The 16,389-nt window shown below is 37.8% G+C and carries 15 protein-coding genes and 1 riboswitch; of the genes, 4 read left to right on the forward strand and 11 right to left on the reverse strand.

Translation table 11 applies throughout. From position 1 onward, the window contains the following. Positions 1 to 60: 60 nt before the first annotated feature. Positions 61 to 1,854, reverse strand: a complete 1,794-nt coding sequence (locus FLK20_RS01755; RefSeq protein ID WP_152654837.1) for a M3 family oligoendopeptidase — start codon at positions 1,852 to 1,854, stop codon at positions 61 to 63. A 124-nt stretch (positions 1,855 to 1,978) separates the two neighbouring features. Then, a complete protein-coding gene (locus tag FLK20_RS01760) occupies positions 1,979 to 2,197 on the reverse strand; it encodes a phage holin (RefSeq protein WP_152654838.1) in 219 nt (72 codons plus the stop codon). Between the two features lie 216 nt (positions 2,198 to 2,413). On the opposite strand from FLK20_RS01760, the gene FLK20_RS01765 reads away from it, so the two are divergent. Further along, positions 2,414 to 2,947, forward strand: coding sequence for a YceI family protein (locus FLK20_RS01765; RefSeq protein ID WP_152654839.1), 534 nt, complete (start codon positions 2,414 to 2,416; stop codon positions 2,945 to 2,947). A 60-nt stretch (positions 2,948 to 3,007) separates the two neighbouring features. Here the strand turns inward: FLK20_RS01765 and FLK20_RS01770 are convergent, their stop codons facing one another. The 3 genes from FLK20_RS01770 to FLK20_RS01780 all read right to left on the reverse strand — a co-directional run bounded on the left by FLK20_RS01770 (position 3,008) and on the right by FLK20_RS01780 (position 6,703). Then, positions 3,008 to 3,880 carry a VanW family protein gene (locus FLK20_RS01770; protein WP_152654840.1) on the reverse strand — a complete coding sequence of 291 codons (873 nt, stop codon included), beginning with the start codon at positions 3,878 to 3,880 and terminating at the stop codon, positions 3,008 to 3,010. Between the two features lie 308 nt (positions 3,881 to 4,188). Further along, complete coding sequence (locus tag FLK20_RS01775) at positions 4,189 to 5,397, reverse strand: NAD(P)/FAD-dependent oxidoreductase (protein ID WP_152654841.1); 1,209 nt, start codon at positions 5,395 to 5,397, stop codon at positions 4,189 to 4,191. 457 nt (positions 5,398 to 5,854) lie between these two features. Next, the gene (locus tag FLK20_RS01780; protein WP_152654842.1) at positions 5,855 to 6,703 is read right to left on the reverse strand and encodes a hypothetical protein; all 849 of its coding nucleotides are present in this window, start codon (positions 6,701 to 6,703) and stop codon (positions 5,855 to 5,857) included. Between the two features lie 314 nt (positions 6,704 to 7,017). Continuing rightward, positions 7,018 to 7,118, forward strand: a riboswitch (SAM riboswitch). Positions 7,119 to 7,257: 139 nt separating this feature from the next. Here FLK20_RS01780 and FLK20_RS01785 point away from each other — a divergent pair. Then, a complete protein-coding gene (locus tag FLK20_RS01785) occupies positions 7,258 to 8,364 on the forward strand; it encodes a methionine biosynthesis PLP-dependent protein (protein ID WP_152654843.1) in 1,107 nt (368 codons plus the stop codon). Between the two features lie 189 nt (positions 8,365 to 8,553). Here FLK20_RS01785 and FLK20_RS01790 read toward each other — a convergent pair whose 3' ends face one another. Next, positions 8,554 to 8,961: a Spx/MgsR family RNA polymerase-binding regulatory protein gene (locus FLK20_RS01790; RefSeq protein WP_152654844.1), complete on the reverse strand. Its 408-nt coding sequence runs from the start codon at positions 8,959 to 8,961 to the stop codon at positions 8,554 to 8,556. Between the two features lie 253 nt (positions 8,962 to 9,214). Further along, positions 9,215 to 10,570 (reverse strand): D-alanyl-D-alanine carboxypeptidase/D-alanyl-D-alanine endopeptidase, encoded by a 1,356-nt coding sequence (gene dacB / locus FLK20_RS01795; protein WP_152654845.1) that lies wholly within the window; start codon positions 10,568 to 10,570, stop codon positions 9,215 to 9,217. Positions 10,571 to 10,705: 135 nt separating this feature from the next. Between dacB and FLK20_RS01800 the strand changes: the two genes are divergently transcribed. Beyond that, the gene (locus FLK20_RS01800) at positions 10,706 to 10,801 is read left to right on the forward strand and encodes a YjcZ family sporulation protein (protein WP_074435689.1); all 96 of its coding nucleotides are present in this window, start codon (positions 10,706 to 10,708) and stop codon (positions 10,799 to 10,801) included. Positions 10,802 to 11,043: 242 nt separating this feature from the next. Here the strand turns inward: FLK20_RS01800 and FLK20_RS01805 are convergent, their stop codons facing one another. Together FLK20_RS01805 and FLK20_RS01810 are read right to left on the reverse strand one after the other, a co-directional pair. Further along, entirely contained in the window at positions 11,044 to 11,259 is a 216-nt protein-coding gene (locus FLK20_RS01805; RefSeq protein ID WP_152654846.1) for a twin-arginine translocase TatA/TatE family subunit, read from the reverse strand. A gap of 300 nt (positions 11,260 to 11,559) precedes the next feature. Beyond that, positions 11,560 to 13,167, reverse strand: a complete 1,608-nt coding sequence (locus FLK20_RS01810; RefSeq protein ID WP_152654847.1) for a M20/M25/M40 family metallo-hydrolase — start codon at positions 13,165 to 13,167, stop codon at positions 11,560 to 11,562. 179 nt (positions 13,168 to 13,346) lie between these two features. On the opposite strand from FLK20_RS01810, the gene htpX reads away from it, so the two are divergent. Beyond that, a complete protein-coding gene (gene htpX / locus FLK20_RS01815; RefSeq protein WP_152654848.1) occupies positions 13,347 to 14,252 on the forward strand; it encodes a protease HtpX in 906 nt (301 codons plus the stop codon). 80 nt (positions 14,253 to 14,332) lie between these two features. On the opposite strand, the gene FLK20_RS01820 is transcribed toward htpX, so the two are convergent. Next, positions 14,333 to 15,367, reverse strand: a complete 1,035-nt coding sequence (locus FLK20_RS01820) for a lactonase family protein (RefSeq protein WP_152654849.1) — start codon at positions 15,365 to 15,367, stop codon at positions 14,333 to 14,335. 122 nt (positions 15,368 to 15,489) lie between these two features. Next, positions 15,490 to 16,239, reverse strand: a complete 750-nt coding sequence (locus FLK20_RS01825; protein ID WP_152654850.1) for an SDR family NAD(P)-dependent oxidoreductase — start codon at positions 16,237 to 16,239, stop codon at positions 15,490 to 15,492. Positions 16,240 to 16,389 lie beyond the last annotated feature (150 nt).

The following is a 16,389-nucleotide window of genomic DNA, read 5'->3' on the forward strand; positions in this document are numbered from 1 at the left end:
TTCACTTTTTTGTATAGATTCAGTATAAATCACTTTATGATAAATCGCAATAGAGTTGTATTAGTTTTCAAGCTGCTTGGCCAACTCTAAAAACTCCTCAACATCCTGCTTGCATATTTCTATGGCATTTTCCCAAAAACCAGGCTTTGTTAAATCAACCTGCAGATGCTTTGCTGCAAGCTCTTCTACTGTCATTCGACCGGTATCCCTTAATAAAGCTATATATCTCTCTTCAAAGTCTCCATCATAATCCTTCGCAAATGCATAGATCCCCTGGCTAAATAAATAACCAAATGTATAAGGAAAATTATAAAACGGAACACCTGTAATATGAAAATGCAGCTTAGATGCCCAGAAATGCGGATCATATTCAGATAAACTTTCACAATAAGCCTCTTTTTGCGCCTCTATCATCAGCTCATTTAACCGGTCCGTACTGACCATACCATGCTTCCGCTCTTCATAGAATTGTTTTTCAAATAAGAAGCGTGCATGGATATTCATAAAGAAAGCTATACTGCGGGAAGCTTTATCCTCTAGCAAGGTCAGCTTTTCTTCATCTGATTCTGCCATTTTCACGGATGCATCCGCAACAATCATCTCAGCAAAGGTAGAAGCCGTTTCTGCCACATTCATGGCATATCCCTGATTTAAGCCATTCACATCATTCATCACATGCTGATGATAGGCATGCCCCAATTCATGAGCCAATGTAGCTATATTAGAAGGTGTTCCTGAGTATGTCATAAAAATACGCGTTTGCCCGCTGAATGGAAAGCTTGTACAGAATCCGCCCGGACGTTTTCCGGCTCGATCTTCTGCTTCAACCCAGCGTTTATCAAATGCCATTTGTGCAAAATCTGCCATTTTCGGGCTGAAGCTGCGGAATTGTTCCACAATAAAGGCTGCACCTTCATCGTAGCTTTTCTTCTCCATTTTTGCTTGAATAGGAGCATTCACATCAAAAATGCTTAATTTATTCAAACCTAATAGACCAGCTTTTTGATTTAAGTATGCTGTAAATAATGGTTTATGCTTTTCGATTGCTCCCCACATCACATTTAATGTTTCTTCCTGCATTCGATTTTTCGCTAATGGTTCCTTTAAAACATTATCCCATCCGTAGTGCTTATATGTTTGCAGGCGAAAACCGGCCAAATGATTTAACGTCTGACCAAATAAGCTTTCATTTGCTTTCCAGGCATCACTTATTTGCCGGAAAACATATTCTCTCTGCTTACGATCTGATGTTGATAATTTATTAGAAGCCTGCCCGACGGAATAGCTTTGAACCTTTCCATCTTCTTCGATCTCAATTCTCATATTACCGACAATTGCTCCATACATTTGATTCCAGGCATGGTAGCCATCCACTGCTAAATCCCCGATTAAAATCTCTTCATTTTTAGATAATTGCTCACGAGCCCGTTCTCTTCTTTCTGTTAAAATAAACTGAAGCGGCTTTATTGTTTCTTGTTCTAATAACAGCTTCCAATTTGCTTCCGTAATTGCTCCCAGCTTTTGATCAACTATTTTTGTAAGCGCACTGTTTGCAGCTGCTATCTGTTCTCTTTTTGCAACATATATCTCCGCTTGTTTATCCGTTACATCCTGCGCACTCAAACAACTGATAAATGCTCCCATTTCACGTGACTTCTTGGTAATTAACTCTAAATTTTCTAAAACTTCCGTCCAGGCTTCTGCCGTTCCGTTGGCATCCAAATAGTTAATGTCTTCCGTTAACTTCTCAATCTCCGCGCTAACCTCATCGACAAATTGACGAAAATCCCCGGAATTACTTTGGCCTGGAAAAATAACATCTAAATCCCATGATTGCTGTAGCTTTTTAACCAATCGCTTCTCCTCCTCTTTTTATTCTATTACCTAATATTTAGTATAACGAAATTTTTGGTCAAAATCATTAAAAAAGCCTGTAAAGACATTTTATCTATTACAGGCTATATTCTTAGAGTTCTTGTTATTTCTTTTTGCTGTTTTTCTCTTTCGGCTTAGCCATAGACGCTTTCTTCCGTCTCATCCATGCAATGAAAACCGTCACGATTGTGAATATGGCAGATAATCCTTGCTCTATAAGGGTACTATCGATAAGCATTGGTGACTTATCAAATAGCACAAGAACTTGATTTGTTGCTGCGATAATCACGGCTATAATACTAATCACAGTACCTTTGTCCACTTTTTTCTCCCTCCTTTACAACCCCTATATATTATTATTTAAAAATGAAGTTTTTAGGAACGGCTTCAACCTTTAGACGTTTTATTATTAATTATTCGGGTATGGTTATATATGTATTTAAAATATTTTTAATTAAATATACTTGACTTTATTTGTTTATTATTCTACACTAGGTAACACAAAGTAAGTAACTAATATTTTTAGGAGGATGCATTTATGACAAAAGTAAATTGGAATTTAGACACAGCACATAGTGAAGTGGGATTTTCTGTAAAGCATATGATGATTTCAAAAGCAAAAGGGACATTTGACAGCTTCGATGCAAAAATAAGTGCAGATGCAGAAGATTTATCAACTGCAGATATTGAAGTCACGATAGATGTATCAAGCATCAACACTCGCAACAAAGATCGTGATGATCATCTTCGGTCAGCGGATTTCTTTGATGCAGAAAACTATCCAAAAATCACTTTTACTGCAACAGATATCAAAAAAGCCGGTAATAACTACGAGGTAACTGGTGATTTAACATTGAAAGGAACTACAAAAGCTGTCACTTTAGACGTTGTTTTTGAAGGACAGAGCAAAGATCCAATGAGCGGCAGCACGGTTGCAGGATTCAGCGGCTCCACAAGCATTAACCGTAAAGAATTTGGTTTAACCTGGAATGCTTCCCTCGAGACTGGTGGAGTTCTTGTGGGTGAGGATGTAAAAATTAACTTTGAATTAGAATTACAAAAAGCAGAATAATTATTGAAGCTTTCCTTTCGAGAGGATAATAAACAGCAAGCCCGTGATTTTATCGTAAAATCACGGGCTTTTTGCCTGAAAAAGGGAAGCATCGTTACTCGTATAAATAGCGACTGTCATCTCTCCTTCTTTAGCCGCTGCTTGAATAAGCACAGGTTGATTATATTTATTCCGGAACGCAAAATCCGGTCCCCACCAGCTTACCGTGGCATCTCTTCCCTTTGGTACATAGGGAACCTCCCGGCTATGCGCATAACGTTCTGTTATTTCAATTCCTTGAAGGTCTACTGCATTAAACAGCGTCGAGGATACTTGACAGATACCTCCTCCAATATCCTCGCTAAACTCTCCTTTTACAATGACCGGAGCTGGCAGATAGCCTCTTTCTCGCGTTCTCTCTCCAACAATTTCATTGAAAGAAAAATGCTCTCCCGGGAAAATAACTGTATTATTAATGGCCGCGGCAGCAAGCTCAATGTTGCGTGTCCTTTCTACATTTCCCTCTCTAAATCTTGTTGTAAAACGATTTAGCTGCTGCTCTTTAATTTCCTTTAGAAGCGCTTCGTTAACACGTGCCGGAACGGTTTGTTTGGGAACATGAAGCCGTTTATTCACTTCACTATAGTACGCCTCATTAATCAGATCGTGAAATTTATTTACATCGAGCGCAGACCCTGGTTTTTCCTTTACGATTTCCCCATTGTCGTCAATGTAAGCATTTTCCGGCTCTTTAAAAACTTGCTGCTGCATATGCTTTGTTAAATCCTGAATATGATTCCAATTCAATAGTGCTTCATCCACTTCCAATATATAAGGCTTCAAATCAATAAGCCAAGTGCCATCCTGTTCATCATAAAACTCCATCACCGCAGCATGAGATGTATGAGGAAATAAAAGAAATAAAAATATCAAAAGCAATACAATCACTCGCATACTGACACACCCCTTAAGTCTTAGTATGTTTAAGGTGCTTCATTTCTATGCAGTGAATCAGATTAAAAAATTTGCTATGTAATTATTGAAAAGAGCAGTCTTTATACAAAAAAATTGCCAGAAATCGATTCTGACAATTTTTTAAAGCTTATCTAAAATCCCTATTATCTTCTAAATATTCACTTGCAATCCGATAACCAACTAAGGCTGTCAGAGCAAGTAAAACATAACAAAATACATTTTTCATATCTCTTACCTCCTGTGGAGTGATTTATTAAAAAAATCTTAACGATGATGTCAATCTGTTCTTAGAATGGACGGAATTTACCTTTTTTAAGTAAAGTTTTTACACCACCGACTAAGAATAGGGTACGGTCATCAACAACTTTTTTCATCGCTGCTGCCGCTTTACCGCTTAGCTTTTTACCATCAAGTACATTTCCAATACCTTCAGATAAACCAAGTGATGCCACTGTACCTTTATTAGAGAAAACAAAATCTGTAATCATCTCATCACGGATTAATGCAACAATGTTATCAGCTGCTTTTGCACCTTCTTGTACAGCTAACTGACCAGTTGGAGGGAATGGTCTTCCTGTTTCCGGATCCATTGTCCAAGAGCAATCTCCAAGAATAAAGATATCCTCTTCCCCTTCCGGACGTAAATCTAATCCAACATTTACTTTTCCTCTAAACAATTCAAAGCCCGATTCAGCTAATACCGGGTTACCAGTTACTCCACCAGTCCAAACAACCGTACCGGCCTTGATTAATTCATTATCCTCACCAACAACGAATCCTTCTTCCGTACATTCTTTAATTGGTGTACCAATACGGAATTCAACACCGCGATTTTCTAAAGATTGTTTTCCATAAGAAACTAAATCTTCATCGAACATAGGTAAGATAGACGGAGCAGCTTCTACGTTAATGATTCTTGCTTTGCTGCGGTCAATATCATATTTTTTACATAACTCAGGTACTTTATCTGCAAGCTCTCCAACAAATTCAATACCTGTGAAACCGCCACCGCCGACTACGATTGCAATCTGTTCATCACGTTTTTCTTCGCTTGAAGAATACTGAGCAAATTGATATTCAATATGTTCAGCGATAAGGCGGCTGGAATCTATGTCAGTAATTGCATAAGCATGCTCTGCCATTCCTGGAATGCCAAATGTATTAGATACAAATCCTAGTGCAAATACAAGGTAGTCATAAGCTACTTCACTGTTTTCAAGAACAACACGCTTATCCTCACGTTTTACCTCTGTTACTGTATCATAGATTAAGCGAACACGCTTAGGGTTCACAACATCTGTCAACATAAAACGGGCCTGGTTAGGATTAATCGTACCTGCTGCTACTTCATGTAACCATGTACTTTCATAATGATAATTATGTTTGTTAATTAAAACAATTTCAGCTTCTTCCGGAGACAGCTGTTGAGTTAAACGTCTTGTTGCTACTAATCCGGCATAGCCTGCACCAAGCACAACTACTTTTGGTTTACTCATAATTCATCTTCCATCCTTTCTATCTTCCATAAATAAAATGTAATCTCGAACTATCACGATTAATAGTCACTGCACCTATTATAATATCAAATTTTGTTGGATTAGGCTAATTTTCATTATAATTTCTTAAAGAAAACTTGACAGGGGGGAGCCTGAAAGACGCAGGATTGCTTTAATTGGGACTGACCGGGGCTAGGGCTGTGATTACTCGCCCCACCGAAGTGCTTTTACGATTACTTGTCCCATCGAAAACATTTGCGGTTACTCACCCCATGAAAAGCGTTGCACTTATCCTTAAATTCTCTATACTTAAAGCAGCAAAAAATCCTCCCACTATGGTTTAAAAAGACATAAAAAAACTGCAAATTTGCTAAAGGTAAAGTAAATTCGCAGTTTTTTTAGGTTTTTATTGTTTTCATTTTTTATTAAGGCAGCAAGAGAATGTCTGCTTTATAATTTACTCAGAAAATACAGAAGCAGTATCCATCTTATTCTTTTTAGGTTTTTCACTATCTTCTATTAACTTTTCTTCTGGATTTCCGTTATCACTTTCTGTATCTTCTGTTTCTTCATTGTCACTTTCTTCCTTATTTTCTTTTCCTTCAGAATCCTTTTCTTCCGGAACCGTATTTTCATTATCTACGTTCTCATTATCTTCTTTAGGCTCCTGACCCGAAGCCTCTTCATCTTTATTCTCAATTTCTTTCGATGGTTTTGATGGGTTGTTTGGCTTTTCATCCGGTTTATCTTCCATGTTACTGTCAGATTTGGAATCACGATCTGATTTAGATTCATTAGAACTGGAAGAATGATTATCCCCCTCAGATTTGTTTTGCTTTTCGGAAGATGCTAATCGTTGCGAACTATTTTTTTCAGTTTCTTCTTCCAAAACCACATCGCTTTCCTTTTCTGTTCCCTGAATCTCTACTTCCTGATTTGTATAGGTTTCACTTTGTATTTCTGTTTCTTGAGTTACATAGTTTTCCTCTTTTACCTCTGTTTCTTGAATCGGATAATTTTCTTCCTGCGCTCCCGCTTCATTGTCATCCCGTTGAAGAATATTACGATAATCTATACTGTTCTGCTGATAAATTTGTTCATTATTTGTCAATAACTGATTCTTCCAAGCAGTAGTAAAAATCTCTACACTTTCGCCAGTTTGTCCATTCCCGCCTTCGCTCACCTGCGGCGTCATCTCCATCAAATATTCTACAGAACGATTTTCATTATATATCCCTAAACCAACAATAATAATGCAGCCCGCTAATATAGAAACATTAACCAATAATAGCTTTTTTCTGCGCATATATCTTCTTCCTTTTTTTAATATAGTCATGCTACGTTTGTATTTTCACCCTTTTTATTTCAGACCTGTATAATCCAAATAAGGCAAGTTTCTAGTTTACATGAATTTAACGATATTGTCACTACCATTGTAATCTTCATCTAAGGTCTTTTCAAATACTTTTTCGTGTTTTTTCCATTCCGTTTCTTTACAGCCTTTACAAAGGTTGATCTGACAGCAATAAACTTTCAGACTCTCATTTTAAAAATAATGCTTGATTTTTTTTTCTGGCTCTTGTACAGTTAATGTAATTACAATTTAATAAATATTGTTAATTCTTATCCAGAGAGACGGAGGGACTGGCCCAATGATGTCTCAGCAACCAGCCTATTGCAAGGTGCTAATTCCAGAAGGGATTTTCCCTTTAAGATAAGATATGTATCATTTCGATAGCATACCCTTCTTATCTCTGGAATAAGAAGGGTTTTATTTATTTTACATTGAAAACATAAGAAAAACTGCAAAGCCATAAAAAAGAGGGAATTCAGGTTTTTCTAATGAGGAGCTGAAGGAAAATGAGTAAATTAGAAACAGCATTAGTACAATTAGGAAACAAAACAGATGAACGGACTGGGGCAATAAACACTCCTATTTACCTGTCCACAGCTTATCAGCATCAGGAAATTGGGCATTCCACAGGTTATGATTATACCCGTACCAAAAACCCGACCAGATCTGTATTAGAAGAGGGATTCGCAAAATTAGAAGAGGGAGATGCTGCTTTCGCCTGCAGTTCGGGCATGGCTGCTATTCAATTAATTCTTTCTTCTTTATTTCGTCTGGGCGATCACCTTATTGCGACAAAGGATATTTATGGAGGAACCTTCCGTATTTTTGATCATTTTGAAAAAGCATACAATATTTCTGTCACCTATGATGATTGTCAAGATGTTGCGCAAACAGAGCGATGTATTAACGAAAATACGAAAGCCATCTTCTTGGAAACACCGACGAATCCATTACTGCAGGAGGTAGATATTCAAAAATATGCTAACCTGGCTAAAAGGCATAACCTGCTGCTAATTGTTGATAATACATTTTTAACACCTTACTTACAGCAGCCTATTACGCTTGGCGCAGATATCGTAGTGCATAGTGCAACAAAATATATAGGTGGTCATAATGACATTTTGGCTGGCCTTGTTGTTACCAAAACGCCAGCTTTATCAGAAAGATTATTTGAAATGCACAATGCTTCCGGGGCTACATTATCTCCGTCAGACAGCTGGCTGCTTATCCGCGGATTAAAAACACTTGCTCTCCGTATGCAGCGCCATGAAGAAAATGCACAGCAGCTGGCTGCTTATCTGCAAGAACACCCAGCCATTCGCCAAGTTTATTATCCTAATAAAGGCGGTATGATTTCATTTTGTTTAAAGGATGCCAATCAGGTAAAATCATTTTTAGCTAATTTAAACTTAATTGTATTTGCAGAAAGCTTAGGCGGTGTAGAAAGTTTTATCACCTACCCTACAACACAAACACATGCAGACATGCCCAAAGAGGAAAGAATCAGCCGGGGAATTGGTGATGACCTTCTTCGTTTCTCTGTAGGAGTGGAGGATGCGGATGATTTAAAAGCGGATATCGAGCAGGCTTTGCAAGTTGTCAGCAAAGTATAATATCAATGTATCGTTTCTGTGTGGTAAACAGTAAAAAAACGAGGCAGCTTATAATAAAAGCAGCCTCGTTTTAGTAAAGGTGAAAAATATTTTTCCGTTTTGCGTATTTTTTGGTATTGTTCAGCATATTAAAAAATCCGTTTTTATTGCCAATACCAATATTTAAGGTTTAATTAAGGTTAATCTAAATTACCCTTTCATTAAGCCTAAATCTACTTTCCATTGTAACCATTGCAACTGTCTCGTTTTTCGGGGTAAAAATTGACGAATATCTTCCTCATGATAACCAACCTGGAATCTTTTTTCATCAACTAAAATTGGACTTTTTAGCAATCTCGGATACTTGTGAATCAATCTCAGTAGCGTTTGCAGCGATAGCTCCTCTACATTCAAATTAAGCTCCTTAAAAATTTTAGAGCGGGTTGATAAAATTTCATCTGTACCTTCTACTGTCATTTGTAAAATATTTTTTAATTCGTCAATAGTCAATGGTTGATGTAAAATATTTCTTTCCTTATAAGCAATTCCATTTTTGCGAAACCATTGTCTCGCTTTTCTTGTAGATGAGCAAGATACTCCGTAAATATGCACTGTCATATTCATTCTCCTTAATTGTTTGACATATTCATTACAAGAATCAAAGTGATATTGATTGAAATGAAAGCTGTTTTTTCTGCTTTTTCATTCCATTATTTTATCTTAGTTTCACTTTAGCATGGAAATGTGGTAAAACTATGGTAAGGTCATGAAAAAAACATGAAATGAAGCTTAATTTAAAGAGAGATACCGATTTATTATTGACGCTGTAAAGTGGCGGGGATATATGGAGATACTCCCATTGAATGAAGTTTCACTTTATCTCAGCCAATATTGCAACCAGTTCATCCTCTAACGCTTTTCCTTTATCTGAATCTAATAAATGATTAAATAAGATGGAAAAAATAAGCCGTTCTCCATTTAGAGCTGTTACATATCCGGAAAGTGTGCTGACTCCCTCAATTGTACCTGTTTTTGCCTGAACCTCTAATCCTTTCATGCGATCACGTAATGTTCCGCCGACCATTTTATCCGATTCCCCAGATATTGGTAAACTGGACAAAAATGCAGGGAACCATTTTTCCTGCTGAATATTAAACAGTAAACGTGTCAGTTCTTCAGCGGGGATGAGGTTAGCTGCTGAAATTCCTGAACCATCCTTTAACTGGATGGTATCTAAATTCATATGATAGGATGCTAAATTTTCTTTTACAGCTGTTATTCCAGATTCCCATGAGCCGTCACCGAATGTAACACGCCCTAATTCTTTTGTGAGCATCTCACCTATCCCGTTATTGCTCAGCTTCATAAATGGAATAATGATTTTTGATAATGGTAACGACTGCTGCCGGTAAATGCATTTTGCAGCCGTCTTTGCTTTTCCCCTTTTTATTTGTCCCTCTAAAACAATGCCAACATGGTTTAATGCTTGATTCATGGTTTTTGCGATATAATTTTCAATTCCTTTGATAGCCATATATACTTCTTGCTGCTCTGCTCTGACTCCAATTTTTCCAGAGATAACAAAGTGATTCCCAGCATCATTCCGCTGTACAATCAACTCTTCTTCATCTGCTACTTCCGTTGTTAATGCCTCATTTGTTATTGTGATTCCTTCGCTGTGTGGCAGGATATCTATACTTGGAGCAGCGCCCAATTTTCCCGGAGTGATCATAAATTTAATTGCATTCGTATCATAGTCTGCATCTGGAGCCAGCGTTAAAGCTGACACTTCTGCTCCATATGCATATTGCTGATCCACCCAGATCAGATCTTGAGACCAGCGGACATCATCATACCAGCTGTCATCAAGTATAAAGTCTCCCAAGATTCGTTTTATCCCATTTTCTTTTAGAGAAGCTGCAAATTGGATATAATCGTTTACTTGTAAGGTCGGATCTCCTTTGCCAACCAAATATACATTCCCACGGCTCTGTTCATTGATTATTTCTCCATCTATGTAAACTTCCGTTTGAAAGGTGTAATCAGGTCCTAATTTCCTTAATGCTGCAACAGCTGTCAGTATTTTTAAATTGGAGGCTGGCTGAAGACGTGTTGATGCAAGATAATCATACAGACTCTCTCCGCTTTTACCAGAGCGGATGCTCAGTCCAAGGATGCTTCCGTCGTTTTTGCAGATGTTCATCAAAAAATCATTTAGTTTCTCCATCCATTTCACCTCAGCTGACATATTTTGTACTTGTTGTTTAATTCGATATCCTCAGGTGAAAATCCTTTTTTCTAGACAAATACCCGCTCAAACAAAAAAACAGATCATATATTAAACATATAGGAGGTGTAGAAAATGAGTAAATACAATGAATTTGGTGGAGGTTTTGCTTTACTGGTAGTCCTGTTCATATTACTAATTATTGTAGGCACTTCTTATTGGGGATTCTAACGATACCATGGTAGACAAATCCTTTCCTCCTCTTCCCTATAATTAACTAGCTTTTTACGTACGATTAGCTAAGAAAACAGATCGTGGTGATAGCGCTTGTAAAGATATTGCATTAACCTCTTTACAAGCATTTTTTATGTTTATTTTTTCCTTAGGGACTGAAGTTACTCGTTCCGCCAAAAACATTCGCATTTTAAATTAAAAACAAGGCGCCTGATGTAGCATAATGCGCCTTGTCCCACTTATTTTGATGAATCATTTTCAGATTCATCCTTATGTTCTTTTATCTCACTCTTTTTGTCTTCCTCAGACATGATATTATTTGCTGAATTCTTGAATTCCCGTAAGGTTTGTCCGGCAGCTTTCCCGATTTCCGGCAGTTTTTTAGGGCCAAAAATAATTAAGGCAAGTACAACAATCAATATCAAACCTGGCACACCTATGTTTGCGAAATTCATAGAACAACACCTCCAGTCTCATTTTATCGCAGTAACTGGCTGTAGGACTCCCACTTCAAGAATCGAGGGAGAATAAAATTCTAAATGGAAGTCAGCCAATCATGGTCCGATTGGTTCGAGGGCCTTCAGGTCATGCCCTTGTGGTACTAACAGCGGTTTGGGTGGGACGATTAATCGCAGTCCCATTCCCATTCAGTGGGGATGAAAAGCCCCCCTCACTGAATGAAGTTTCACTTTAATTATAAATCATTTCTTTTCATTTTTTAATGGCAAAATCTATAAACTTATGACAATTTGGCTTCATTTTTGTGAAATTTGCAAAATAAGCTTACGTATTAAATATGGGAATTGCTCAAAAGCATTTGCAATGTGCAGCCTTTCTGTCCGTTTATGCGCATCACGGCCAAACGGACCCACATTCAAAACAGGTGCATTCAGGTCACGCATAAGTGTAAATGGCAGCTCATACGAGTCACCCCAAACTGGCGTATTTTCCTCATAAGCATGCAGATCCTTACCGTTGCCTTGATAGTTAACATAGCTTAAATCACAAATACCATTTAAAAAATGGCTTCGTTTTATTTCCAATTGAAATTGTTTTTTCGCCTCTTTTTCAACGAAGTCCACACAAAATTCTATCAAGTCATCACCGCTGGAATTAACAGCCGGGTAATAAGGTGGTGCAAATAAAATTACAATGGCTGGAGCGAGCTCCTGGCAGTGAATCATTAAACTGTCTGTAATCCGCAGCGATTTTTCCCTGTCATCATAGGTATCATGATAATGAATATCTTTTTTTAATTCATCAATGAATTCCTTGCCCAATTTGCTCTCTGCATACTCCAATAAATCTTTATAAGGAATCACTTTTACATGACCGATTGGCTGGACCTGATTATCCTGACAAATCTGTTTATACTTCTCATTACATTGTGCAGCAGATTGCTTCGCTACAAGTTCAAATAATGCGAATGCTTCTTCCGCAGTCCTTTCCAAAAGAAAAATATTATATAAAGCAGATGAACGATATGGCGTTTGTGTAGAATAACGCAAACGTAAATCTGTTTGCTGCAGCGTTACCGGCAGCGGGGCAGTTTCCCCAAGCACCGTTTCCTGAAAGATGGGATTCCATTCCATCTCCCTTGTTAAAAAGGAAGCTATAAATGGAGACGTCATTCCACTTAAAGGCTCGCCTGCATGCGTTTCCTTTCCGTAGAATAAAGCTCCTGCCAACACCTTTCCAATTGTCCCGCTGTAAATATAATGTGTGTTGTCTTGGGGATCATGCCGGAATGTCGGCTCGCTATTTAAAAACAACGTATATGTTAAATCATGCTGCTTTTGTAAATCTGTAAGTACAGGTATTGCATAGCGCATTCCCGCCGAATTCACCTCTTCATCAGGAACAGTTAGTAAAAGCAGATTAATAGGCCACCCCTCTATACTGGCCTGTTCCATCAAACTCATATGCATAACCAGCCCCATCTTCATGTCCATTGTCCCGCGTCCAAATAAAAAGTCTCCCGATTCAATATCTGCACGAATATCTCTGGAAAATGTGTCCTTCTGCTCCAGATATATTTTTGTAAGCTCCTCCGGCTGTGTTGCCAGCGGCTCCAATGAACCATATTCTTCTGTATTCACCGTGTCAAAATGGCTAATCAGACAAATGGTCTGTGTAGCATCAGGATGCTTATATAAAGCAGTTAAAAGCTTCCGGCGCTGATCCGCCTCATGTAATTTTAAGTAAGCAGGATGCTCATGAAAATAATCTAAATCCTGAAGCTTTGCATATAATTTTCTGGGAAATTGTTTCTCTCCTTCCGAAAGGCTGATGCTCTTCCAGCTGACAAGCTCATTTAAAAGCTGACGTAATTCATCAGTACTGTTCCATTGAAATGTACACATAAAAACCCCCGCCTTTCTACCATCATTCTCTTCTATTATATCAGCAATTGAATACGTTTACAGTATTTACAGATATTCTATAATTAAAAAATTTATATCCTAAAGTAAGATAATAGTTTAGGATATAAATTGAAATATGATATGATTTAAAGTATAGAAAATTCATCAGGAGGTTATTTATGGGGAAAAGAGTGCTTTTATTTATTTTAACAAACATTTTAGTGATGACAACCATTGTCATTATTTGGTCCATTATTACAAGTATATTTGATATTGGACCAAGCTATCGTTCAGATGGTGGAATTAATTATCCTTCGCTTATGGTTTTTAGTATCATTGTAGGCTTTACCGGCTCGTTTATCTCTTTAGGAATGTCCCGTTGGATGGCTAAGACTATGATGAAAGTGAAAATAATTGACCCGAACAACGTTATCAGCAGTCAGGAACGTGCAGTCTATGAAAAAGTAGAACGTTTATCCCGTGCAGCCGGGCTGACACATACACCTGAAGTTGGTATCTATCCTTCTCATGAGGTAAATGCATTTGCAACAGGTCCAAGCAAAAAGCGCTCTCTAGTAGCTGTTTCACAAGGATTGCTGGATAGTATGGATGATGACGCAGTTGAAGGAGTCATTGCACACGAGGTGGCTCACATTGCAAATGGAGATATGGTGACAATGACTTTATTACAAGGAATTATCAATACATTTGTCGTCTTCTTATCCCGGATTGCTGCCATGGTTGTTTCCAGATTTGTACGCTCCGAGCTGCAGTGGATCGTTCAATTTGCTGCTATCATTATTTTCCAAATCTTATTCTCTATCTTAGGAAGCTTTGTTGTCAGTGCTTATTCCAGACATCGCGAATACCATGCTGACCGAGGCGGTGCTGATTTAGCAGGAAAAGATAAAATGACACATGCTTTACACTCTTTAAAAGCTTATATTAATCGTGCAGAAGCGGACGATCATACAAACGATACTGCTATCCAAACGATGAAAATCAGTAATAAATCCAGCTTGCTAAAAGCATTATCTTCCCATCCGCCACTGGATGAACGGATTGCAAGATTAGAACAGCGTTAAAATGAAAACTTCCTTTCGCAGAGAGTTTACACTCTTCAGCAAAAGGAAGTTTTTTATGTCATTACGTAATCATACAGTTGTTATGAAAGGAACTTCACACAAACTACTTCAGGAACATCAATCATCTGATCTGTCTGCTCTAATTTTCCTGTTTCTGCATCTCGTTTAAACAATACGACATTACCTGTATTCTGATTAGACGCGATCAGAAATTTCTCAGTCGGATCTAACACAAAATCTCTCGGCCACTCTCCCCCGGACGGTGTAAAGTTGATGAAAGTAAGCTCTCCACTTTCCGGATCCACTTTGAAAGAAGCAATACTGTTGTGGCCACGATTTCCTGTATAAAGGAATTTTCCATCCGATGTAATATGAATGGCGCTTGCATCATTCGTTTCTGTAAAATCAGCAGGTTTTGCAAGAATCGTCTGTTTCTCCGTAAATTCACCTGTCTCCTTATTGTAATCTAAAACAATAACCTCCGTGGAAAGCTCTGTCAGCAGATAAGCTACCTGTTTATTCGGATGAAAAACAATATGTCTCGGTCCACTCCCAGGTTTTGCATGAAAAGTACTTACTTCTTGTAAGGAGGAATCTGCTACCTTATAGGTTACCAGACGGTCTGTTCCTAAATCAGCCGCAACAATATATTTTTTATCTGGTGTAAATCCAGAGAAATGAACATGCGGCTTTTCCTGTCTTTCATGTGGACCGTTTCCTTCATGCTTTGTAAAATGTCCCTGCTCTACTTCTCCATTTTCATTTGTGAAATGAAGTCCAATGTCACCTTTATGATAATTGGATGTCACCACAATATTCTCCGCTGCCTCTACATAGCATGGAGGATTCCCTTCCACTAATTGACCATTGACCGGTAGTAACTCACCAGTGGTTTTATCAACACGGAAAGCATTTATTCCCCCCATACCATCCTCCTGTGCAACAGCATATAAATAATTCTGATTTTCATTAAAATTAATGTAAGTAGGGCTTCCAAGCTCTGCTGCTACCTCAGAAGCAGACAGCTGCTCCTTCTCTGTATCCAAGCTAAACCGGTATATTCCCTGACTTGTCTTTCTTGTGTATGTTCCTGCGTAGCCAAAATATTTACTCATTTGAATGCATCCTTCCTCTAAAGCTTTCTTTATATATTAGCCTATTGTATCATCTATTTAAAAAAGATACATATAAAAGCATTTTGTTAAGTTATCCTCTTCAAGAATGACCTAATTCTAACCTATTGTGCTGTGTAGCCTCCATCGACAGGTAAATTAACTCCTGTTATAAATGAAGAAAGATCAGAAGCTAAAAATATGCAGGCATCGGCAATCTCTTTTGCTTTCCCCATTCTTTTCATAGGATGCTTTTTTATTCGTTCTTCCCGCATTTCAGGTGTTAACATTTTTAACAATGGTGTATCCACATATCCTGGACAAACTGCATTGATACGAATATTATGCTCTGCATAAGTTACTGCCAAACTTCTCGTAAGATTGCTTACCCCACCTTTTGATGCTGCATAGCTTGTAATAGATTTTTGTCCTACTAAACCAATAATGGAGGATATATTAACAATAACCCCTTTCCCCTCATCTAAAAAAGCCTCAATAGCATACTTATTTGTTAAAAAAAGCCCGGATAAATTTATGTCTATTACTTTTTGCCAATCTTCAAAGGACGTTTCATGAATTGCTTTTACCTGGTCGACTCCCGCATTACTTACCACTATATCCACTTTACCGATATCTTTTTTTATTTGATGAAATAAGGCTCGCACATTCAAATCGTTTGAAACATCACAGCAATAGGCATATGCATGATATCCATCTTGAACCAAACTTTCTTTTACCTCAATACATTTTTCTTTATCAATATCGGCAAGAATAACCACTGATCCCTCTTGAGCAAACCTTCTTACAATTTCTTTTCCGATTCCTGATGCTGCCCCGGTTACTAAGGAACACTTTCCTTCTAATAAAGCATACATTCATGACTCCTCCTTTTCGGTCTTCCAGCCTGGCCTATCTTCTGTTTTGGAAATTCACTTGCAGTTATAATTGAATGAGTCTGTGCAATGATTCCAGAAATTATTGATAAAAATAGGCTGCATAGCGATTTAGATTTGAAAAAAACACAC

It is taken from the genome of Oceanobacillus sp. CFH 90083 (assembly GCF_009389585.1).
Taxonomy (GTDB): domain Bacteria; phylum Bacillota; class Bacilli; order Bacillales; family Amphibacillaceae; genus Oceanobacillus.

What these genes read in the sequence shown, in the direction of transcription:
- FLK20_RS01825 (WP_152654850.1), bottom strand. Translation starts at nt 16,239, where the DNA reads ATGTATGCTTTATTAGAAGGAAAGTGTTCCTTAGTAACCGGGGCAGCA.
- FLK20_RS01780 (WP_152654842.1), bottom strand. Translation starts at nt 6,703, where the DNA reads ATGCGCAGAAAAAAGCTATTATTGGTTAATGTTTCTATATTAGCGGGC.
- FLK20_RS01800 (WP_074435689.1), top strand. Translation starts at nt 10,706, where the DNA reads ATGAGTAAATACAATGAATTTGGTGGAGGTTTTGCTTTACTGGTAGTC.
- FLK20_RS01775 (WP_152654841.1), bottom strand. Translation starts at nt 5,397, where the DNA reads ATGAGTAAACCAAAAGTAGTTGTGCTTGGTGCAGGCTATGCCGGATTA.
- FLK20_RS01770 (WP_152654840.1), bottom strand. Translation starts at nt 3,880, where the DNA reads ATGCGAGTGATTGTATTGCTTTTGATATTTTTATTTCTTTTATTTCCT.
- FLK20_RS01790 (WP_152654844.1), bottom strand. Translation starts at nt 8,961, where the DNA reads ATGACAGTGCATATTTACGGAGTATCTTGCTCATCTACAAGAAAAGCG.
- htpX (WP_152654848.1), top strand. Translation starts at nt 13,347, where the DNA reads ATGGGGAAAAGAGTGCTTTTATTTATTTTAACAAACATTTTAGTGATG.
- FLK20_RS01805 (WP_152654846.1), bottom strand. Translation starts at nt 11,259, where the DNA reads ATGAATTTCGCAAACATAGGTGTGCCAGGTTTGATATTGATTGTTGTA.
- FLK20_RS01785 (WP_152654843.1), top strand. Translation starts at nt 7,258, where the DNA reads ATGAGTAAATTAGAAACAGCATTAGTACAATTAGGAAACAAAACAGAT.
- FLK20_RS01810 (WP_152654847.1), bottom strand. Translation starts at nt 13,167, where the DNA reads ATGTGTACATTTCAATGGAACAGTACTGATGAATTACGTCAGCTTTTA.
- FLK20_RS01820 (WP_152654849.1), bottom strand. Translation starts at nt 15,367, where the DNA reads ATGAGTAAATATTTTGGCTACGCAGGAACATACACAAGAAAGACAAGT.
- dacB (WP_152654845.1), bottom strand. Translation starts at nt 10,570, where the DNA reads ATGGAGAAACTAAATGATTTTTTGATGAACATCTGCAAAAACGACGGA.
- FLK20_RS01765 (WP_152654839.1), top strand. Translation starts at nt 2,414, where the DNA reads ATGACAAAAGTAAATTGGAATTTAGACACAGCACATAGTGAAGTGGGA.